The organism is Streptomyces sp. NBC_01775, assembly GCF_035917675.1.
GTDB lineage: Bacteria > Actinomycetota > Actinomycetes > Streptomycetales > Streptomycetaceae > Streptomyces.
Genome location: NZ_CP109104.1, coordinates 1,737,864 through 1,758,480, shown reverse-complemented (window position 1 = coordinate 1,758,480; position 20,617 = coordinate 1,737,864). Strand labels below are relative to the sequence as shown.

General features: G+C 70.9%; 15 protein-coding genes. 2 read left to right on the top strand and 13 right to left on the bottom strand.

Going from position 1 to position 20,617, the window contains the following annotated elements:
- Window positions 1-164: 164 nt before the first annotated feature.
- The 6 genes from aspA to OHB04_RS08040 all read right to left on the bottom strand — a co-directional run bounded on the left by aspA (window position 165) and on the right by OHB04_RS08040 (window position 9,191).
- A complete protein-coding gene (aspA, locus tag OHB04_RS08065; protein WP_326807145.1) occupies window positions 165-1,571 on the bottom strand; it encodes an aspartate ammonia-lyase in 1,407 nt (468 codons plus the stop codon).
- A 118-nt stretch (window positions 1,572-1,689) separates the two neighbouring features.
- Entirely contained in the window at window positions 1,690-2,769 is a 1,080-nt protein-coding gene (locus OHB04_RS08060) for an asparaginase (RefSeq protein ID WP_326807144.1), read from the bottom strand.
- Window positions 2,766-4,241 carry an amino acid permease gene (locus OHB04_RS08055; RefSeq protein WP_405807589.1) on the bottom strand — a complete coding sequence of 492 codons (1,476 nt, stop codon included), beginning with the start codon at window positions 4,239-4,241 and terminating at the stop codon, window positions 2,766-2,768. Before OHB04_RS08055 ends, OHB04_RS08060 begins: the two co-directional genes overlap by 4 nt.
- 11 nt (window positions 4,242-4,252) lie before the next feature.
- Window positions 4,253-4,999 (bottom strand): FadR/GntR family transcriptional regulator, encoded by a 747-nt coding sequence (locus OHB04_RS08050; protein WP_326807143.1) that lies wholly within the window; start codon window positions 4,997-4,999, stop codon window positions 4,253-4,255.
- A gap of 191 nt (window positions 5,000-5,190) precedes the next feature.
- A complete protein-coding gene (locus tag OHB04_RS08045; RefSeq protein ID WP_442814791.1) occupies window positions 5,191-7,992 on the bottom strand; it encodes a SpoIIE family protein phosphatase in 2,802 nt (933 codons plus the stop codon).
- Window positions 7,993-8,309: 317 nt separating this feature from the next.
- Window positions 8,310-9,191, bottom strand: a complete 882-nt coding sequence (locus tag OHB04_RS08040) for an alpha/beta fold hydrolase (protein ID WP_326807142.1) — start codon at window positions 9,189-9,191, stop codon at window positions 8,310-8,312.
- A gap of 81 nt (window positions 9,192-9,272) precedes the next feature.
- Here OHB04_RS08040 and OHB04_RS08035 point away from each other — a divergent pair, with 81 nt between their 5' ends.
- Window positions 9,273-9,773: a CGNR zinc finger domain-containing protein gene (locus OHB04_RS08035; protein WP_326687014.1), complete on the top strand. Its 501-nt coding sequence runs from the start codon at window positions 9,273-9,275 to the stop codon at window positions 9,771-9,773.
- Here OHB04_RS08035 and OHB04_RS08030 read toward each other — a convergent pair.
- Entirely contained in the window at window positions 9,667-10,101 is a 435-nt protein-coding gene (locus tag OHB04_RS08030; protein WP_326807141.1) for a TetR/AcrR family transcriptional regulator, read from the bottom strand. The two genes, OHB04_RS08035 and OHB04_RS08030, sit on opposite strands and share 107 nt — an antisense overlap.
- A 32-nt stretch (window positions 10,102-10,133) precedes the next feature.
- On the opposite strand from OHB04_RS08030, the gene OHB04_RS08025 reads away from it, so the two are divergent.
- The gene (locus OHB04_RS08025; protein WP_326807140.1) at window positions 10,134-11,084 is read left to right on the top strand and encodes a quinone oxidoreductase family protein; all 951 of its coding nucleotides are present in this window, start codon (window positions 10,134-10,136) and stop codon (window positions 11,082-11,084) included.
- A gap of 309 nt (window positions 11,085-11,393) precedes the next feature.
- On the opposite strand, the gene OHB04_RS08020 is transcribed toward OHB04_RS08025, so the two are convergent.
- From OHB04_RS08020 to OHB04_RS07995, 6 genes are all read right to left on the bottom strand, one after another.
- The gene (locus OHB04_RS08020) at window positions 11,394-14,708 is read right to left on the bottom strand and encodes a lantibiotic dehydratase (protein ID WP_326807139.1); all 3,315 of its coding nucleotides are present in this window, start codon (window positions 14,706-14,708) and stop codon (window positions 11,394-11,396) included.
- 20 nt (window positions 14,709-14,728) lie between these two features.
- Window positions 14,729-16,123, bottom strand: a complete 1,395-nt coding sequence (locus OHB04_RS08015) for a lanthionine synthetase C family protein (RefSeq protein ID WP_326807138.1) — start codon at window positions 16,121-16,123, stop codon at window positions 14,729-14,731.
- A 771-nt stretch (window positions 16,124-16,894) separates the two neighbouring features.
- Window positions 16,895-18,139: an ABC transporter permease gene (locus tag OHB04_RS08010; protein WP_326687010.1), complete on the bottom strand. Its 1,245-nt coding sequence runs from the start codon at window positions 18,137-18,139 to the stop codon at window positions 16,895-16,897.
- Window positions 18,139-18,927: an ABC transporter ATP-binding protein gene (locus tag OHB04_RS08005; RefSeq protein WP_326807137.1), complete on the bottom strand. Its 789-nt coding sequence runs from the start codon at window positions 18,925-18,927 to the stop codon at window positions 18,139-18,141. Before OHB04_RS08005 ends, OHB04_RS08010 begins: the two co-directional genes overlap by 1 nt.
- The gene (locus tag OHB04_RS08000; protein ID WP_326807136.1) at window positions 18,924-20,000 is read right to left on the bottom strand and encodes a peptidoglycan-binding protein; all 1,077 of its coding nucleotides are present in this window, start codon (window positions 19,998-20,000) and stop codon (window positions 18,924-18,926) included. Before OHB04_RS08000 ends, OHB04_RS08005 begins: the two co-directional genes overlap by 4 nt.
- Window positions 19,997-20,560, bottom strand: coding sequence for a hypothetical protein (locus OHB04_RS07995; RefSeq protein ID WP_326687007.1), 564 nt, complete (start codon window positions 20,558-20,560; stop codon window positions 19,997-19,999). The genes OHB04_RS08000 and OHB04_RS07995 overlap by 4 nt, the downstream gene beginning before the upstream one ends.
- Window positions 20,561-20,617: the final 57 nt, after the last annotated feature.

Sequence of the window (20,617 nt, the reverse complement as noted above, 5' to 3'; positions counted from 1 at the left end):
GAGCGCTTTCAGCGTCCTCACCCCGGAGCGACAACACTGAAAAAGCTCACGGTTTATCCCGGATCCGTGCTGACCGATGCGTCAGTGTCCTCGAACGCGGCATCGGAAGGCAGCTCGCCGCATCCACGGCCGACGACCGTCTGTCGACGAACCTGCTGGACAGATCACGAAACGACACTGGAGTTGGCGACCTTGGCCGGGTGGAGCAGGGCGGCGAGCCGGTCGGCCGGGAGCAGCCCTTTTTCCAGGACGAGTTCCGCGACGCCGCGGCCGGTGGCGAGCGCTTCCTTGGCGATATCGGTGGCGGCCGTGTAGCCGATGTGCGGGTTGAGCGCGGTGACCAGGCCGATGGAGTTTTCCACACTCGCGCGCAGTGTGCCGGTGTTGGCGGTGATGCCGGACACGCAGCGCTCGGCCAAGGTGCGGCAGGCGGCACCCAGGTGGGTGATGCTCTCCGAGAGGGAATGCAGGATGACCGGTTCGAAGGCGTTGAGCTGGAGCTGGCCCGCCTCGGCGGCCATGGTGATGGTGACGTCGTTGCCGATGACTTCGAAGGCGACCTGGTTGACGACCTCGGGGATCACCGGATTGACCTTGCCGGGCATGATGCTGGACCCCGCCTGGACCGGCGGCAGGTTGATCTCCGCAAGCCCGGCGCGCGGGCCGGAGGAGAGCAGTCGCAGGTCGTTGGAGCTCTTGGAGAGCTTGACGGCGATGCGCTTGAGGACGCCCGAAAGGTGGACGAACGCACCGCAGTCCTGGGTGGCCTCGACGAGGTTGACCGCGGTCACCAGCGGCAGACCCGTGAGGGCGGCGAGGTGGCTGCGGGCTGTCTCGGCGTAGCCTGCGGGGGCGTTGAGGCCGGTGCCGATCGCGGTGGCCCCGAGGTTGATCTCGTGCACGAGCAGTGCGGCCTCCGCGAGCCGGCTGCGGTCCTCCTCCAGCATCACCGCGTACGTGGAGAACTCCTGTCCGAGCGTCATGGGCACGGCGTCCTGGAGCTGGGTGCGGCCCATCTTCAGGATGCCGCGGAACTCCTCCGCCTTGGCGGCGAACGCTTCGCGCAGCACGGTCATCGCGTCGCGCAGCTCGTGCACGGCGGTGATCGTGGCGACCTTGAGAGCCGTCGGGTAGGCGTCGTTGGTGGACTGGCTGAGGTTGACGTGCTCGTTGGGATGGAGGTGCGCGTAGTCGCCCTTCGCGTGTCCCAGGATCTCCAGGGCCCGGTTGGCGATCACCTCGTTGGCGTTCATGTTCGTCGAGGTGCCCGCCCCGCCCTGGATGACGTCGACGACGAACTGGTCGTGCAGCCGGCCACCCCTGATCTCCTGGCAGGCAGCCGCGATGGCATCCGCCTGACCTGCGGGCAGCAGCCCGAGGTCCTGGTTGGCGCGGGCCGCGGCCTCCTTGACCGCCGCGAGGGCGTTGATCAGATGCGGGTACGCGGATATCGCTGTGCCGGTGATCGGGAAGTTCTCGGTGGCACGCAGCGTGTGGATGCCCCAGTACGCGGCGGCAGGCACGTCCCGGTCACCGAGCAGGTCGTGTTCGCGGCGGTGGTCGGTAGTCATGGCGCGGATATTTCCTTGGGCTCAGGTGGTGCGGGCGAGGGTTTTGCGGTTGTGCGGGGATGCGAGGTCGGCCTGCCGGGGGACAGCCGGGGGCAGCGGTGAGGGGAGGCAGGCCGGCTCAAGAGGCGGCGAGCGCCCCCGCGGCCCGCAGGCTGCCGACCGCCGTACCGCCGCCGATGACGGGCGTGGCGGCGAATCCGGCCAAGGCCGCGGGGTCGACCCCGCACCGGGCGAGGGCCGCCGCGGCCACCGGCATCCGGGCGCGGTCGGCGCCGTCGGCGATCTTCACGCCGACAGCCCGTCCGTCCGGCAGCGCCGCGACCTGCACGCCCTCGAAACCGTCCTTCGCGAGTAGGCCCGGTACCGCGCGCATCAGCAGGGCGACGTCCCGCCCGGTGCCCGAGGCCATCTCCGGGTGCTCCCGCATGGCCTGCGCGACCCGGCCCTCATGGGTGTCCGGCGCGGCTGCCGCCAGCCGTGCGACGGCTCGGGTGAGCCCGTGCAGGGACACCGCGAACAGCGGTGCTCCGCAACCGTCGACGCTCACCCCGGCGATCTCCTGTCCGGTGAGATCCGCCACCACCTCGGCGACGGCCCGTTGCAGCGGATGTCCGGGGTCGAGGTAGTCCGGCAGCGGCCAGTCCCGCAGCCCGGCAGTCATCAGCATCGCGGCGTGCTTGCCCGAGCAGTTCTGGGCGAGCCGGGTCGGGCCGAGCCCGCGGCGCAGCCACTCCTCGCGCTGGTCGAGGCCGTAGGGCAGATCGGGGACGTTGCGCAGGGCGTCCTCCGTCAGCCCGGCGAGGCGCAGAATGTGCCGGGCCCCGGACAGATGCCGGGCCTCGCCCGAGTGGCTGGCCGCGGTGAGGGCCAGCAGCTCGCCGTCCAGCTCCAGCCCGGCGCGCCGCAGGGCGACCGCCTGGAGGGGCTTGAGCGCCGAGCGCGGGTAGCAGGCGGCCTCGATATCGCCGGCCCGGAACTGCACGCTGCCGTCCGCGGCCAGTACTACGACCGAGCCGTGGTGGACGCCTTCGATGATGCCCCCGCGCACCAGCTGGGCGAGCGGGACATGGGCGGGCGAGCGGCGGACGGGCGGCTCTGCCAAGGGCCGTTCCGTCACGAGGCGCTCTGTCACAGGTTGCTCCGCCGGGAGCGCCGCCACCGCGGCCGTGCTCCTGCCCGCGGTACGGATCACACTCATGCCTCCTCCCCGGTCCGCTCGGCAACGGCCCGTTGGGCCTGAGCCGCGGCCCGGAGGGAGCGGACCCGGCCGCGTACGACGAACCAGCCGCCCACCAGCGCCACCGCGATCCCGGGCAGGGACATGACGGTGATCCGCCCGGCGCCGCCGTCGGCCCACATCAGGCCCAGGACGGAGACGAGGAACGCGAGTGTGACGAGCTCGGTCCACGGTGAGCCCGGCAGCCGGTAGCCGGGCCGGACGACCTCGCCGGTCCTGGCCTTCCGCCAGAAGAGCAGATGACTGATCATGATCAGTGCCCAGGTCGCCAGGATGCCGATCGCTGCGAAGTTCAACACGATCTCGAACGCGTCGCTCGGCACGACGTAGTTGAGCCCCACGCCCAGGACGCAGACGGCCGAGGTGAGCAGGATGCCGCCGTACGGAACGTGGCTGCGGCTCATCACACCGGTGAACCGGGGCGCCGAGCCCGACAGCGCCATCGAGCGCAGGATGCGCCCGGTCGAGTAGAGCCCGGAGTTGAGGCTGGACATCGCGGCGGTGAGGACGACGAGGTTCATGACGCCGCCCGCCGCGGGCACGCCGATGTTGGAGAGCACGGTCACGAAGGGGCTCTCGTCGGTGGAGTACGCGTCCCAGGGCAGCAGCATCGTCAGCAGCACGACCGAGCCGACGTAGAACAGGGCCACCCGCCACATGATGGAGTTGATCGCCTTGGGCATGATCTTCTTCGGCTCGCTGGTCTCGCCCGCCGTGATGCCGACCAGTTCGACCGAGGCGTAGGCGAAGACGACGCCCTGGATGACCAGCAGCATCGGCAGCATGCCGTGCGGGAAGACTCCGCCGTTGTCGGTGATCAGCGAAGGCCCGGGGGAGTGGCCGTCCACCGGCTTCTGGGTGATCAGCAAGAAGATGCCGATCGCCATGAAACAGACCAGCGCCCCGACCTTGATGATCGCGAACCAGAACTCCATCTCGCCGAAGATCTTCACGGATATCAGGTTCACGGTCAGCACGACCGCGAGCGCGATCAGGGCGAGCACCCACTGCGGGATGTCGCTGAACATGCCCCAGTAGTGCGTGTACGTCGCCACCGCGGTGATGTCGGCGATCCCGGTGGTGGCCCAGTTCAGGAAGTACATCCAGCCTGCGACGAACGCCCCCTTCTCGCCCAGGAACTCACGGGCGTAGGAGACGAACGCACCGGAGGACGGGCGGTGCAGGACGAGTTCGCCCAGCGCCCGTACGACGAGGAAGGCGAAGAGCCCGCAGACCGCGTAGGCCAGCGCGAGGGCGGGCCCGGCGCCCGCGAGCCGGCCGCCCGCACCGAGGAACAGCCCGGTACCGATCGCGCCACCGATGGCGATCATGTTGACGTGCCGGGACTTCAGGGACTTGCTGTATCCGACATCGCCGGCGTCGACGGCATCGAGGGGCGCGGTGGCGGTGTGCTGCTGTTCTGTCTGCCGCAGAGTTCTTTCGGTCACGCCTGTTCTCCGCCTTCTTCCGTGAGGGGGTCGGTGGGGGCGGTGCGCTGGGGGCGCACGATGGCTTCGAGGGTTGTCTCGACCCGTTCGAGGTGGTGGGTCATGGCGTCCACGGCGTCCCGCTGCGAGCCGTCCACGAGCGCTTCCACGATCGCCCGGTGCTCGCGGTTGGACTGCTCGCGCCGTCCGCCGACGTCGTTGAGGAACGCCGACTGGTGGGCCAGCGCGTCGCGGATCTCCTCGACGACCCTGCGGAAGACCGGGTTCTGAGACGCCTGGGCGACCGTGAGATGGAAGAGGGAGTCCATCGCCACCCACGCGGTGGTGTCGGTCTCCTGCTCCATCCGGTCCAGCAGGTGGGAGAGCCGGTCGAGGTCTTCGGGAGCACGGCGCAGGGCCGCGTATCCGGCCACCGGGATCTCCACGTGGTGGCGCACCTCGAAGAGGTGGCTCGCCGTATAGTCGCCGAACGTCGGGTCCGGCTCCGGACCGGTGGAGACGACGAAGGTGCCCTTGCCGGTGCGCGAGACCGTGAGCCCCATCGTCGCCAGGGCGCGCAGGGCCTCCCGGAGCACGGGCCTGCTCACCTCCAGGCGACGGCAGAGCTCCGCCTCCGAGGGCAGCTTGTCGCCCACCGCGTACTCGCCGCGATCGATGGCACCGCGCAGATGCGTCAGCACGGCTTCCATCGCGCTGACCCGCCGGGGCATACCTTGAGGTGTCTGGCTGTCTGACAGGTTCACGAGGCAGGATCCTGAACGGCATGAGGGAGCGGTGTCAAGGGGTGGAGTGCCGTCAGCTTCCGCGCGGCCTTGTGACGGTCGGCTGTCGGCGCTGCTCAGGTGCTGCGGCTCGGTTCAGGAGTGATGTCTGAGCATCGCGAAGAGCCGGTCGACGCGTCGACCGGCTCCGGCCCGTAAGGAGGGTGCGGGCCTCACCAGTCCCCGTCGTCGAACTGGTCCAGCAGCGCGTCGGTCGGCAATTGCTCGGCGGGACGGGCGGAGGGGCCGCCGCGCAGGTGCTGTTCGGTCCAGATGACCTTGCCGCCCGGGGTGTAGCGGGTGCCCCAGCGCTGTGCGAACTGGGCGACGAGGAAGAGGCCGCGCCCGCCCTCGTCCATGGTGGACGCGCGGCGTAGGTGCGGTGAGGTTCCGCTGCCGTCCGAGACCTCGCAGATGAGGCTGTCGTCGTCGTGCAGGAGCCGGACCTGGATCGGCGACCGGCCGTAGCGGATGGCGTTGGTGATCAGCTCGCTGAGAATGAGTTCGGTGGTGTGGCCGATCTTCTCCATGCCCCACTCGCGCAGCCGCGCGGCGCATTCCGTTCGTACCGGCGCCACCGCCGCGGGGTCGGGCTCCACCTGCCACTCGGCGACCTGGGCCGGGTCGAGCCGTCGGGTGCGGGCCACCAGCAGCGCGACGTCGTCGGACGGGCGCGTGGGCATGACGGTGTCCGCGACCGCGCGAGCGGTTTCCTCGGGGCTGCTGCCGGCCGTGTCCTCCAGCACCCCGCGGAGGATTTCCAGACCGGTGTCGATGTCACGGTCCCGGCTCTCGACCAGTCCGTCGGTGTACAGCACGAGGCGGGCGCCCTCGGGCAGCTGCAGTTCCACGGTCTCGAAGGGGTGGCCGCCGAGGCCGAGCGGCGGGGACGCGGGTACGTCCGCGTAGCTGACGGTGCCGTCGGGGTAGACCACGGCGGGGCAGTGGTGCCCGGCGCGGGCCAGCGTGCAGGAGCCGACGACAGGGTCGTAGATGGCGTACAAGCACGTCGCCCCGGCCACCTCTTCGTACTGCTGCCCGCTGGCGAGGCCGGCGCGGCTGTCCTCGTCGTCGATACGGACGACGAGCTCGTCCAGATGGGCGAGCAGCTCGTCGGGCGGCAGGTCGAGGGAGGAGAAGTTGTGTACGGCCGTGCGCAGCCGGCCCATCGTCGCCGCCGCGTGGAGTCCGTGCCCGACCACGTCGCCGACGACGAGGGCGACGCGTGCGCCGGAGAGAGGGATGACGTCGAACCAGTCGCCGCCCACGCCCGCCTCGGCCGGCACATAGCGCCAGGCCGCCTCCAGCGCGGCGTGCTCGGGCAGTCCGCGCGGCAGCAGACTGCGTTGCAGGGTTACCGCCATCGTGTGCTCGCGGGTGTAGCGGCGCGCGTTGTCGATGGCCACCGCGGCTCGCGCCGCCAGCTCCTCGGAGAAGGACACATCGTCCTCGTCGAAGGCCGGCGAGTCGCTGCGGCGCCAGAAGTGCGCGATACCCAGGATCACGCCCCTGGCCCGCAGCGGGACGGTGATCAGCGAGTGCACGCCGTGCTCCAGTGTCCGCCGCGCGCGGTCCGGGTCGTGGCGCACCCACTCCTCCGCATGGTGCAGATCCGGCTCCAGCACCGCCTGCTCCGCTTCGAGGGCCCGCTCCTGCGGCGAACCGGGCCGAAACGTGATCGCTTCCCCGACCTCGTACAGCGGCAGCCCCGCAGACCCGTCGCTGACCGCCACCCGGCGCACCCGGCGCTGCGCCTGCGGAGCCGGCTCCTGGCCGCGTACGACCTCGTCCAGCAGGTCGACAGCTGCCAGGTCGGAGAACCGGGGCACCGCCACCTGGGCCAGCTCTGTGGCCGTACGCGCCACGTCCAGCGTTGTGCCGATCCGCACCCCCGACTCGTACAACAGCTTCAGCCGCTCCCGCGCCACCTGCGCGCGGCCCGAGACAGCCGACAGCTCGGTGGTGTCGCGGAGCGTCACCACGCTGCCCGGCTCCCCGCCGTGCGGGGACGTGGGGCGGATGTTCACCGCCAGCAGCCGGTCCCCGGACAGCAGCACCTCGTCGGTGACCGGCTCCGCCGAGGCCAGCAGCTGTGCCACGCCCTCGTCCAGACCCAGCTCGCTCACGTGTCGGCGCTCGGTGCCGGCGGGCAGATCCAGCAGGCGGCGCGCCTCGTCGTTGGCCAGTATCAGGCGCCCGTCGGGTCCGAGGATGAGCACGCCCTCCCGTACCGCGTGCAGGACCGCGTCGTGGTGCTCGTACATCCGTGTCATCTCCGCCGGCCCGAGGCCGTGCGTCTGACGCAGCAGCCGTCTGGACACCAGGGCGGTCCCGCCGGTGACGGCCACGAGGGCCACCGCCCCGGCACCGAGGATGATCGGAAGCTGCTGGTTGAGCGCGCCTGTGACGCTGCTGATGGCGAGCCCGGCCGACGACATGCCGACGATGGTGCCGTCGGAGGCCCGCACGGGCACCACCGCCTGGACGAAATCGGTGTCCCCTGCGGTGGGGGGACCGGTGACCTTCTCCACGGTGGTGCGGCCCTGGAGCGAGGGCTCGATGGTGCCGGCGAACCTCTTCCCGATCAGTGACGGGTCGGGCTGGGTGTATCGGATCCCCTTCCGGTTCATGAGCACGATGAAGTCGACGCCCGCGTCCTTACGGGCCGCCTCGGTGCGCGGCTGCAACTCCTTCGCCGGATGGGGGCCCTGCATCGCCTCCGCCACGCCCGGGGCATGCGCGAACGCCTGGGCCGCCGCGACCGACTTCTCCCGGGCCCGGCTCGTGCCGTCCCGCTGCGCCTGCACCAGCTGGGCCGTCACCGCGGCGGCGACCAGCAGCAGCACCAGCACGACCTGCAACATGAACACCTGACCGGCCGCACTGCGCAGGCGCAGCAGCGAACGCCCCTTGTCTCCTGAGCCTGCGGATGGGCGCTCCGCCCGGGGCCGGGCGTGGCGGAAAGGCAGCTTCATGACCTATTCCTAACACCGCGCTCCACCCCAGGCCCGAGCTATGCCCCCTTGGCTTGAGATTTCACTGGGCCATGAGCGCAGAGAGTGAGGTTCATGCAGGTAGACCCACCGAATGCGGTGCTGTGCGGATGATGAGGGTTTTGTGGCCCTTCGGCGCCGCCCTGCGGGGGAGGCGTAAGGCGGACAGGATCTTCGGCGAGAAGATCAGCACCCGCCTGCGGGTGCGCCCGAGGTTCGAGAGGGCGCTGAGCACGGCACCTTACGCCGCTGCCTGATCCAGCAAGGCCGACCGGACAGCTCCGGTGCCTGGCTTCCTGTCACCCACTGACTGGTGCGCCGAGTACGCGCGGGCGGAATCGGATGATGGAGGCGGCGACCTCGTCGGGGTGGCTCTCCAGGAGGAAGTGGCCGCCGTCGAGCAGGACGATCTCCGCGTCCGGGGCGTCGCGCCGGAACGCCTCCGCGCCGGCCGGCGCGAAGATCTCGTCGTTGCGGCCCCAGATCGCGAGGACGGGGACACGGCTCGACCGCAGCCAGTCGTGCACCGCCGGGTACAGGGCCCGGTTGCTGGGGTAGTCGCCGAACAGGGCGAGTTGGGCGCGGTCGACGGCTGGGCGGGCAAGGAGCGCCAGGTCGTGCTCCCAGGCATCGGGATCGATCAGGCTGGGGTCGGGGACACCGTGGGTGTACTGCCACTCGACGGCTTCCCGGCCCAGAGCGGGCCGCAGCCGTGCCTCGTTCTCCGGGCCGCGTCGCGCTCCGTAGGCCCAGATGGGTTCCCAGAAGTCCGGCACGAACCCTTCCTCATAGGCGTTGCCGTTCTGTGAGACGACGGCGAGGACCGCTTCCGGGGACGCCAGCGCGAGTCGCCAGCCGATGGGCGCGCCGTAGTCCTGTACGTAGATCGCGTAGCGGTGCACGCCGAGGCCGGCCAGGAAGCCGCGAGTCACCTCGGCGAGGGCGTCGAAGGTGTAGGCGAAGTCCGTCACGCTGGGCGCCGACGAGCGGCCGAAGCCGATGTGGTCGGGCGCGATCACCCGGTAGGGACCGGCCAGCGCCGGGATCAGGCGCCGGAACATGTGGGAACTCGTCGGATAGCCGTGCAGCAGCAGCAGGACGGGGGCGTCCGACGGGCCCGCCTCCCGGTAGAAGACGGTCAAGCCGTTGACGTCCACGGTCCGATGATGAACAGCGACCACAGTAACCCCTTAAAAAGATTTAACTGGTTAGGTTATGCTGATCATGCACAGAGCCGTATGGCATGTCAAGGAGAGTGAGCCGTGGCCGAGGACGAGGAACTGCTGCTCGCCGTGCTCAACAGCGCCCCGGTGATCGACGGGCACCCCACGGACGCCCTGAGCGCGGAGGGGGCGGCCGACTGGATACGAGCGCTCGGAGGACGTGGCACGAGGGAGGAGTGCGACCGCCTGCGCCGTGTACGTGACGCGCTGCACCTGCTGATCCGGCGGACATCCTCAGATGTCAGCAGCCTTGCCTCCGCGCTCGACCGGGCACGACTTCGCCCTGCCGTCTCGCCCGAGGGTGTGTCCTGGCAACTGGAAGCAGCGCCTGATGAGGAGCTTGCGGTCCGCGTCGTAATCGCGTGGTCGCGCGTCACCACGGAACTGCCACAACGGCTGCGGGCCTGCGCCAACGAGGAGTGCAACCTGTTCCTCATCGATCACAGCCGGCCCGGGACCGCCCGGTGGTGTTCCATGGCAGCCTGCGGCAACCGAATGAAGGCGCGAACCCACGCGCGCAAGCGGCGCTTCGAGGAGTGATCGCCCGAGCGGAAGCCGGACCATCCACGAACTCGGGATCTCTCCCGAGGCGTCCGAAGTGCGCCTCGACGTCGACGTCCTCCTTGCTGCCGAAGTAGCGGAAGAACGTCCGCCGGGAGACCCCGACCGTGGCGCGGAGCTCGTCCAGCGTCGTCCCGGCGAAGCCGTTCTCCTGGAGGAGCTTCAGGGCGGCGTCGATGAGAGCGTCCCGAGTGCGCTGTTTTTTGCCTTCCCGCGGCGAGGCGGGACGCCAGGGTGCCGGGTTCGAGGGGGTGATGGACAGACCGTCACTCCGCCAAGGAATATGCCACTGATAGGCTGGTGCCACCCAGTGGCATATTTTGGCAAAGGGGCATGGCCATGAAAGCCGTCATCGTGTCGTCGTTCGGAGACTCCAACGCGCTACAGGTCGTCGACCGGGCCGAACCCGCCCCCGGGCCGGGCCAGGTCCTGATCCGGGTGGAAGCCGCAGGGGTCGGCTACGTCGACGTCATGGCTCGCAACGGCGACTACCAGCCGCTCTCCGAGCCCGGCCTCGTCCCCGGCTTCGAGGCGGCAGGCACCGTCGCCGCTGTCGGTGCGGCAGTGGATGAACACTGGGTCGGTCAGCGGGTCTTCGCGCTGACCAGAAGCGGAGCCTACGCCGAGTCGGTCGTCGCCGACCCCCGCGACGTCGTGCGCCTGCCGGAGGGCGTCAGCGCCGCGGACGCGGTCGCGCTCGGCGTGAACGCGCTGGTCGCGAGTTTGGGTTTGAAGAGAGTGAACGTCGAGGAAGGCGAGCAGGTGCTGGTCAGGGGCGCCGGCGGAGGCATCGGACTGATGGCCGCGCAGCTGGCTGCCTTGTCCGGGGGCGCAGTGACCGCGATCACTTCCTCGCCCGAGCGTGGAGATCGCCTCCGGGGCCTCGGCGTCGCGCATATCCAGGACCGCACAGCAGGCCAGGACGGCAGCGCGGACACCTACGACATCATCGTCGACCCGGTTGCCGGGGTGGATCTGGGCCGCTACATCGGGATGTTGCGGCCCAACGGCCGGTACTTGCTCGTCGGATCCGCAGGAGGTGCAGCGGCTTCGGACGTCTTCGGCAGCATCATGACCACGTACCACAACTCGCCGACACTCTTCGCCTTCAGTCTCAACTCCGTCGACGCTGACATGGTCGGGGCGGCTGCGGCCGAGCTCTTCGGTCAAGCAGTCCGAGGCGACCTGCGGGCGATCATCGATGAGCAGATACCTCTCGCCGAAGCTCACCGCGCGCACGAGCGTCTCGAATCGACTCCTGTGTTCGGAAAGATCACACTGCATCCCTGATGCGACCGGCCATCACGCGCGGTATCACGCATGCCGGCCGCCGGTGCTTGCCAATCCATCGCCTTCGGTAGCGGCCGGATACGGGACTCGTCGCTCAGTGCGACTCGCGTGCGGCGCGATGCTGCTCGTGATCGCTGTCGTTCACGCGCACAGGTACGCCCATGCGGACAACTACCTCCCGCTCGGCTGTCCCGCGGAAGGCGGACTGCTCGACCGGGCCGTCGCGGGCGTGGTCACCGTGCTGGGCGACACAGCCAGCAGGGCTCCCGGGTGTACGCCGGCCCCGCCGGACACCCCTTCTGCCTCCGCTCAGCTTGACCGGGAGGCGTGTGCGGCCCGGTCGAGGAGGCGTCGCCACACCCCGTAGGAGATCTCCTCCTCGGCACGATGGAGCCCCATGCGGTTGCAGTGCATGTGAAGCAGGCTCAGGACGATGTGGTCACGATCCGCTCGGAGTTCGCCTGTCCGCTCCAGCTCGGCCATCTGCCGTGTCAGCTGCTGTGCGGCCGGGCGCCACGTGGCGGCGGCCCGGTCGAGCAGTCGGCGGGTCGGGCCGTCCTCGGTGCGGGCGGTCCACAGGCTGCGCCCGGCCGTCCGGTACACGCTGCCGCCGGCGTTCCGCCTCGCCGCGGCGTGGGCGAGGGCGTGGCGTTGCTCGGGGTCGGGGATCAGGCAGGCGCACAGTTGGTCGAGGCTGAGGGCGACCAGCGCGGCCCGGTCCAGGTCCGGCTCCAAGCCCAGGTCCGGCAGGCCGGTTCCGCCGCCGCGAAGGTGGCGGAGGAGCTGAATGACGGCCGTGCTGTCCTGCCGGAACCACTCTTCGGCGTCGGCGATCAACTCGGGGCCGCCGTAACGCTCGACCTCGCGCTGATAGCTCACGAAGGTGTGGTCGGAGACGTACCCGCCCCGGGCGAGGTCGTGGGCCCAGGCGGTCACCTCGCGCAGGACGTCCGGGCGCGCGGCCTCCTCGGCTACGAAGAACCGCACCCGCAGATGGGGCGCGGGATCGGCGTAGCGCAGGAAGAACGGCGCTGCCACGCCGTACCGTTCGGACGTTCGCTCGGCGAGGTCGGCCAGGCCCACCCCCAGCAGCGTGTCGTGGGAGTCCGGCTCGGCGTAGAGCTTGACTGCCAGCCAGTCGCTGCCGACCCGCTTGATCCGGCTTTCCTGGCTGTCCTGTCCGTCCGGTGCGCGTTCGGTGCGGGCGCGGGACGGGCGGACCCCGACGCGCTGGGCTGTCGGGCCCGGGTCCTGACTGGTTCGTATGAGGGGTACCACGACCTCGGAGGCGTACGCCTCGTCGGCGGCGCCGCGCAGGAATTCCTCGTCGGGTGCGGGCAGCACCTCCTCCAGGACGATCCCTTCCTCCGGAGCCTGCGCCAGCGTGTCGCGCAGCTCGTGCAGGGAGGGGGCGCTGGTGAGGTCGAGCAGCAGGGTGTTGTCGTGACTGACGATGGTGACCAGGCGGGGCACCAGCCACGTCCGGCCCCAAGCGCCGACGGCATCGGCGAACGCGGCCGGCCCGTCGGCTCCGTGGCCGGGGCCATGGCCGCCGGAGGGAGCGATGTCGTGCTGGCGCAGCCGCCACCGCGCGCGGCGCAGCACCAGGTTGCCCCGCTCGACGCGGGGCAGGAAGGGCATGGTCTCGCTCAGCCCTCCCCAGTCGAACGGAGTGATCGGCCCCGAGAGCGCGCCGGAGACCTCCAGCAGGAACCGGCACGGGTTCGGCGCCCCCGTCCAGTTGAGCAGCGTGCGCTGGGTGACGTGCAGCCGCCGGCCCAGTGTGCGGCTGCGGAGGTAGAGCCGTTCACCGTCCACGCCGACGAGGACGTCCTCCAAGCGGATCACGTGCGCCTCGTCCTGACCGGGCGCGACATTGACCGGCAGCTCCCAGGTGTGCGCGATCGGGCGTATCGAGATGTTCACCAGCCGGGCGTCCTCGGGGAGGTAGGCCAGCTCGGCGCAGACGGCGTCGCCCTGGCGCCGCTCCTCGGCGGCGGCCAGGTCCCGCAGCGCGGACTGGGCGTTCGCGTCGAGGAGGTCATGGAACCGGGCGAAGGTCCGGCCGCCCAGCCCCACCCCCGGGGTGCCGCAAACGGCGCGCCAGTCCTCGCGGCCTGGGCCCGGCGCCATGAGGCGGAGGTACAGGTCGAGCACGGGCGGCGGCGGCATGTCGTCGTCCGGGGCGGCGGAGGCGTCGGCGATCTCGTCGAGCAGCCGGTCGTCGAGGTGGACGCTCAGCTCCCGGCGTGCGAGGGCCGTGGTGATCAGCCGGGCCAGGGCAATCTCCCGTGCCGATCGGGCCGCGGGCTCCCGTGCGGCCCCGGGCAGCGGGAATTCCCGTCGCGGGTACTGGTATCCCCGGAGCGGCCCCAGGCCGGTCTCCTCGGACAGCGCCTCCAGCACCGGGACCTCGGACCGGTGGCCGTACCGTTCGGTGAACGCGTCGGCGTACTCCCTCAGATGCGGCGGGTAGCGGTGCTCCGTGCCCACGCGGGCTAGCACATGAGCGGCCTCTTCGGCCAGGGCCGCCACCGGCCGGGGGAGCACCAAGGGTCCGTCGACGGCCAGCGCGGCGTCGATCTGGAGGGTCGGGCCGGAGTGACCGCCGATGGCCTCGGGCATCGGCGCGCTCGCCGTCTTCAGCAGTTCCGGCACCGAGATCTCGCCCCGGTTGAACGCGCCGATCGCGGCCTCCACACCGTCGATCGCGCGCGCGACGGCGGGGTCGGTGACGGGTGGCAGTATCGAGTACGGCAGCGCGTCCGCCCGGTCGGTCTGATCGGCCGGCGGGGTGAGCAGCCGGGGACGCTCGGCGGTGATGAGGATGTCACTGTCGAGAAGGCCGTCGAGCAGGGCCGCGACCTGCTCAGCGTCGGCGTTCGGGTAGGCATCGGTGAGCAGGGCGGTCAGTCGGCCGAGCGTCGTCGGCGTGCGGGCGTGATCGAGCACGGACCGCACCGGAGCCGTGAGGCGCACACTGAGGGAGCGCCTGCCCTTGGGTGTGCCGTCCCCCTCGTCGTCGTCCGCGCCGGGGCGTGCGTCGGCCACTTCGCGCTGTCCATGGCCTCCGGCGGTGGACAGCCACACCCGGCCGCGTCCCACATGGAGCAGGTCGTTGCGCCGCACCAGGAGGTCTCGGGGGCGCTCCGCGCCGAAGGCGAGCCGCTTCACCAGGTGCATGACCCACCCGGAGTCCGGGCGTGCGCGGGCCGTTCCGATGGCGGCCGGACCGAGCCGGGTGCGCTGCTCCTCGCCGAAGGTGCCGGTGGCCACGCCCGCGACGAGGCCGAACGGGGTCGAGCGGAAGCTCATCCGGTTCAGGTAGCGGCCCAGGCTGCGAACGGCCCGGCGGCGGTTCTTGCCGGTGAGGCGGTCGAACCGCTCCACCGCGTCCGCCAGATGAGGCGTGGCAACCCGCACGGCGTCGGCCACGCCCGGGATCCACCACAGTTTCAGCAGCTGTTCCGCGTATTCGTCCTGCCAGGCGTCGGCATTCCCGGGGTCGACGTCCGCCACGGGCAGCGACCTCAGCAGCTCGGTCATCGGGCGAGCGGGCAGGGCGGGCGCCCGCAGCATGAAGAAGCCGCATGCCTGGTAGATGTCGGTGGCCGGGTGGTTCACGTCTCTCTCACGCCCGTCATTCACGCCCGTACGTCGGACTGGGTCAGGAACAAAACCTCGTCCCACTGGGCCGCGACCGGTGACACGGTGCCGAGCAGGGTGAGCAGAACTCCGGCCGCGCCGGACAACAGGCCGGCACGGTGCGCCAGTTTTCCCGGCTCGGGCTGCTCGGCGAACAGGTAAGGATGGTCCGGGTCCGCGTGCGCGCAAAGCCGCGACCGGAGGTCGTCACACATCTCCCGCAGGCCCGGCGCGCGGGTCTGTGCGGCGGCGCGGACGCAGACGGCCAGCAGTCCCGAAAGCCCGTGGCACACCGTGGGCGAGTACAGGCGTCGCTGCTCGGCGGAGGTGCGTTCGACACCGGCGAGCGCGGCCGTCGCGAGGTCGGCCACGTCCGGGTCGCCGCCGACCGCGGACGCCGACAACAAGGACACGGCGACGCCGGGGGCGCCGTAGCACCACGCCGCCCGGCCCGGCGGCTGGAAGGCGGTGATGTCGGGGAGACCGGTGTCCGGGTCGGGCGGCAGCGCGCTGGCCCACGTCGGATGGCCGGCTCTGTCGACGCGCCACGCGTCGAGCTGCCGCACGATGTCGCGGATCCGCTGCCGCACCCGATGGGCCCGCGCGGCTCCCCGTTCGCTCCGGCCCGCGATGCCCGAGACACCCGGGACACCCGCGGTGTGGGCGGCGTCGGCGCGGCAGAGGGCCGCGAGGATGCCCGGCAGCCCGTGGGCGAAGCCGAGGTTGTACATGCCGTTGGGGAAGCTTGCCGAGTACCACGGAAGGGCGACCGGTGACCCATCGGTGCCTGGAGAGGAGGGATAGCGGGAGGGCGCGCAGAACCACCTGGGCTTGCCGCCGTCGTCGTGGGTCAGGTCCAGGAGATAGTCGACGAGGCTGTCGGTGGCCTCCCGCGCGGCGCCGGTCGCGGGTGCGCCGAGGACATCCGCGGCCTTGAGCAACGTGGCAAGCCGGCCGGCCGCGCCCATGATGACGTCGTAGTCATGGTCGGCGACGCTCCCGGCGGAGAGGGGGAGTTTCAAGGCCATCGCCTGCCCGCTCAGCCGGTCGGTCATCGTGGCGAGCGTCGGGAGGTAGCGCGGCTCCAGGCGGGCGTACTCGGCGACCACCCAGACGAATCCGGCGGTCCCGCTGTACAGCCCGGCCGACGTCAAGGGCGCGGTGGCACTTGTCTCGGCGGTGCGGCGCAGTTGGCGGTGACCTGCCTTCAGGTAGCGGTCGTCATCGAAGACTTCGGCGGCGTACCGGAGGGCGAGCGCGACGCCCGGTGCACCTTGACCCAGATCCGTAGTGCGCTCGGCGTCTCCGGCGGATGCCATCAGCCGCTCGGCCACGCAGCGGGCCAGGCTCAGGGCCTCATCGTCGTCCACCTTCCGCACGGAACGGGATTCCACGGCGCGCCCTCCTCTCAGCTCCGTAAAAAAGCGACCACCCGGAGGGCTCAGAAGTCTCACGGATATGGACCGCGACACCCTCCGCGTGGTCTGCCACAGGCGTGCTGCTCGGTGTCGGTTAACCCACCGTGCAACCCACCCACGTGGCACATCCTTCGCACTGCGACCCCGGACCGGTCGGGACCATGCCGCCGCTTGACTCGGCAGTTTCCAGGTGCCGGACACGCAGGTCGAGTGAGAATTCTTCGACCGATTCCAGTTCGTTCATTTTTTTCCTTCCAGAAGGACCACACGGACTTTCCCTGAGTAACCGGCGTCAGGGAATACCGGATTTCTCAGAGTGCTGGAGGAACGTAACGGAGCGACATGTGCAACGTCAACACACCAGCCACACCCGTCACTTGGTGAACTTGAGTCCCGTGCTGTGGGTCACGCCGCGACAGCGTTGAGTTCAGTAGATGGACGCGAGAATTCCGGTCAGTCGGCCCTGGATATTGATGAATTGGCGGATATTCACGCCAAGGTGGGTGCCGAGGTTGTTCCGGATCGGACGAATTGGGTGCGCCGAACGCCGAACTGCCGGTGAACGACGACCGGCCTCCCGCTCCGTGGGCGTCGCCCGCGGTACCGCCGTGCCCGAGCCCGGTGCACGCGGCGGTCAGCCGCGGCACCCACCACCCGTCCGCCCACCCCGAGGCGCGGTGTGCACCCGCACCCCCCGGGGTGCACATCGCGCCGCCGCTCCCGCCTCCCCCCGGTGGCGGGAGGCATTTACGCGGCGTGCAGCGCCAGCGTCGGCGAGAGGCGGGCCGCGCGCACCGCCGGGTAGAGACCCGCGAGCGTGCCGATGACCAGGGTGGCCCCGAAACCGCCCGCCACCGACCACAGCGGAACGACCCAGGGCAGGCCGTCGAGGTGCGCGAAGACCCCCGTCGCTGCCGCCCCCAGCACGATGCCGACCGCGCCGCCGAGGCCGGAGAGCAGCAGCGACTCCGTCACGAACTGAACGCGGATCTGCCCCCGCGCCGCGCCCAGCGAACGCCGCAATCCGATCTCGTACCGTCTCTCCAGCACCGAGATGATCATGGTGTTGGCGACGCCGACGCCGCCCACCAGGAGCGCGATGCCGCCGAGCCCCAGCAGCAGGCCGCTGAAGGCGCCCTCCGTCGCCGCCCGCGCCTGTAGCTTCGCGGACGGGTCGGTGACCTGGACGTTCTGCGGGCTCTCCGGGTCGATCGTGGGCGCGAGCAGGCTGCGTACGTCGCTCACGGAGTCGCCCGTCGAGCGCTCGTAGACCGAGGTCGGGTGGCCGTCGAAGCCGAGCAGCCGCTCGGCGGCGTCCCAGCCGACGAGCGCCGAGCGTTCGAGTTCCGGGGCCAGGGGCAGCGGGTCGAGGACGCCGATGACCGTGAAGTACCGGTCACCCAGCCACACTTGCTGCCCCGCCTCGCCGACCCCGAGCCGCCGCGCGGCGACGTGACCGAGTACGACGGCGGGGTAGCGGCCGGTGGCCCTGTTCAGCCAGCTGCCGCTGGCGATCTTCGCCCGTACGACCTTCGGCAGCTCCTGGGAGGCGGCCTGGACGGCGATGCCGCCGCTGTCCTCCTCGGGGATCTTCTCGTTGCGGCGTACGGACGCGTCGACGGTGCCGGTCGCGCCCGCCTCCTCCACCCCGTCGATGAGGCTGACCTTGCCGACGGCGTTCTTCGGCAGCTTCACCTCCTCACCGGAGAACATCGACTCGCCCGGCGACGCCACCAGCATGTCGGTGCCGAGCCGGTCGAGCCGCCGCATCAACTGCTCCTGGCTGGAGGCGGATACACCGACCACCGAGATCATGGTGGCGATGCCGATGGCGATACCCAGCGCGGAGAGGACGACGCGCAGCGGGCGGCTGCGCAGGCCGCCGGAGCCGACGTGCAGGACGTCGCGCGGGCTCAGCCGGGCCGGACTGAGCTTGCGGCGGGCGGACCGGCGACGGTTGAGCTTGCCGCCCGCGAGTTCGCGGCGGGCCATCAGGAGCCCGCCCAGGCGTCGTTCGAAAGCCGCTCCGGCGCCCCCGGCGGCGCCCCGGCCTGCGCGGCCGACCCGGCCCGCGCCGAAGACCCGGCCCGCACGGAAGCCGCCCCGCTCCCCATGACGTCCTCGACCACCGCCCCGTCCCGCAGCCGTACTCGCCGTGGCAGTTGGTCCGCGACCTCCGCGTCATGCGTGATGACCACGATGGTCGACCCCGCCGCACCGAGGTCGCGCAGGAGCGCCATGACCGACTCGCCGGACGCGGAGTCCAGCGCGCCGGTCGGCTCGTCCGCGAGCAGCAGCTCAGGGCCGCCGACCACCGCCCGCGCGATGGCGACCCGCTGCTTCTGCCCACCGGACAGCTCGTGCGGCCGGTGCCGGGCACGGTCGGCGAGGCCGACCCGCTCCAGCGCCTCGGCGGCCCGCCGCCGCCGTACGGCACGCGGCAGGCCGGAGTACAGCAGCCCCTCCGCCACGTTGTCCTGCGCGCTGATACCCGGCACCAGGTGGAACGCCTGGAAGACGAACCCCACGTGGCGGGCCCGCAGCGCGGACAGTTCGCGATCGGACAGCGCCGCCACGTCGAACCCGGCGATCTCGACCGACCCGGAGGTGGGCCGGTCCAGCGTCCCGACGATGTGCAGCAGCGTGGACTTCCCCGAGCCCGACGGCCCGACGATGCCCACCAACTCACCCTCCTCGACGTCGAGATCGACGTCGCGCAGGGCCGTGACGGCGCCCGCGTACTCCTTTGTGACCCCCGTGAGGCCGACGACCCGTGTCATATCTTGGGCACCCCGACCTTCATGCCCTCGCGCAGCCCGTCGCCGCTGACCTCGACCCGGCTCTTCGCGAAGAGGCCCGGCTCGACCGGTACGTCACGGGACCTGCCGCCCTCCACGACCTCGACGCCGAAGCTCCCGCCGGACAGCGTCAGCAGCGCCTCGACAGGCACGGTCAGCACGTTCTTACGGGTCTTGCCCTTCAGATCCACCGTCACGGGCGCCTGGTCCAGCGCGTCCGTCTTCTCCGGTTCGTCAAGGGAGACGGTGACCGTGACCTTGGCCGAGTCGTCCTCGGAGCTGTCGCCGTCCTTCTTGGCCGAGGTGCCGACGGAACGGATCTCGCCCGGCGCCGACCTGCCGTCGGGCATGCCGACGGTGACCTTGTCGCCCGCCTTCACGGACCCGCTCTCCGCGACGTCGAGCTTCATGGTGACGACGCGCTCGGAGCCGGTCGTGGCCAGCACGGGCCGACCGGGCGCGGCCTTGTCGCCGACGGAGAGGGCGGTGCTCTCGACCCGCAGCGCGCCGGACGCGAAGGCGAGGTGCTCCGGACCCACGGACCCGGTCTCCTCGTCGCCGTTCGACTCCTGCCAGCGCTTCACGGCGTCGGCGGTCAGGCCGGTGTACTCCTCGTCGACAGTGAAGCCGGTGTAGCCGAGCGCGGCGAGGTTCTCCTCGAACTGCCGTACGTCGTCGCCCTCGACGCCCTCCTTCAGCGTCCGGTACATCGGCTCGGAGCCGTACATCAGCCGGGCGGAACGGCCGTCGACCGCGTACAGCCGGCCGTTCCGCCTGACCACCGAGCCGGTCTTGGCCGTCCACGTCAGCGTGCCGGCGCCGCCGACGTTGATCTTCCGCTCGCCCCCGTAGCCGATGGTTCCGTCCGCCTGCGTGCTCTCGCTCAGGTCGCCCCGCTCGACGGCGGCGGTGTCCGGGGGCAGCCCGCTGTCCCGCGCGGTGGTGCCGCCGTCGGAGGAGTTCAAGGTGGCGAACGCGGTGGTGCCGGCCACCACGGCCAGTATCGCCAGCGCCGCCAGCAGTACAGTGCTTCGCTTCAGCCGCGAGCGCTTCACCGGCTCAGGCCCGCACAGGCCTTGTTGGCCTTCTCGAACTTCTGCCTCTCCTCGCCCTGGGGCGCCTTCCTGGGCTTCTGCATGCCGCCCTTGAACTCGGGGTCGGGCATGTTGTAGCCGTTCTCGCGCATGCACTTGGCGAACTTGAGCGCCTTGTCCTTGTCGGCCTGCGACAGCTTTTTGCCCGCGCCGCCGTTCGGCGCCTTGTCCCTGCACGCCTTCATCGCCTTCTCCGCCGACGCCTTGTCGTCGGCGCCGATGGACACGCCCCGCTCGTCCTGGCCCGGCTTGGCCTCGCCCACCTTCAGGCCGTTGTCGCGCAGACACTTGTGGTACGCCACTCGCTTGTCCTCGTCGGTCTTGCCGCTGCCCGCGGCTTCGGAGCTCTTGGACTTCGTGTCGCCGTCGTCGGAGCACGCCGTACCGAACAGCCCCAGCACGGCCACGCAGGCGGCGACGGCGGCGACGCGGCGGCGCCTCGAACGGCCCGAACGCTCCGTTACGGCTTCGGCAGGCTTCAGCGACGGCGTCAGCGACGGCTTCAGGGGCGACTTCTGCATGGCGGTCTCCTCGCGAACAACGGTGATCGTGCGGTCAACACGAACGCGATGAACGTC

Excerpts from the sequence above, each read along its gene's own strand:
- aspA (WP_326807145.1), bottom strand. The coding sequence starts at position 1,571 with ATGACTACCGACCACCGCCGCGAACACGACCTGCTCGGTGACCGGGAC.
- OHB04_RS08060 (WP_326807144.1), bottom strand. The coding sequence starts at position 2,769 with ATGAGTGTGATCCGTACCGCGGGCAGGAGCACGGCCGCGGTGGCGGCG.
- OHB04_RS08045 (WP_442814791.1), bottom strand. The coding sequence starts at position 7,992 with ATGAAGCTGCCTTTCCGCCACGCCCGGCCCCGGGCGGAGCGCCCATCC.
- OHB04_RS08025 (WP_326807140.1), top strand. The coding sequence starts at position 10,134 with ATGAAAGCCGTCATCGTGTCGTCGTTCGGAGACTCCAACGCGCTACAG.
- OHB04_RS08010 (WP_326687010.1), bottom strand. The coding sequence starts at position 18,139 with ATGGCCCGCCGCGAACTCGCGGGCGGCAAGCTCAACCGTCGCCGGTCC.
- OHB04_RS08005 (WP_326807137.1), bottom strand. The coding sequence starts at position 18,927 with ATGACACGGGTCGTCGGCCTCACGGGGGTCACAAAGGAGTACGCGGGC.
- OHB04_RS07995 (WP_326687007.1), bottom strand. The coding sequence starts at position 20,560 with ATGCAGAAGTCGCCCCTGAAGCCGTCGCTGACGCCGTCGCTGAAGCCT.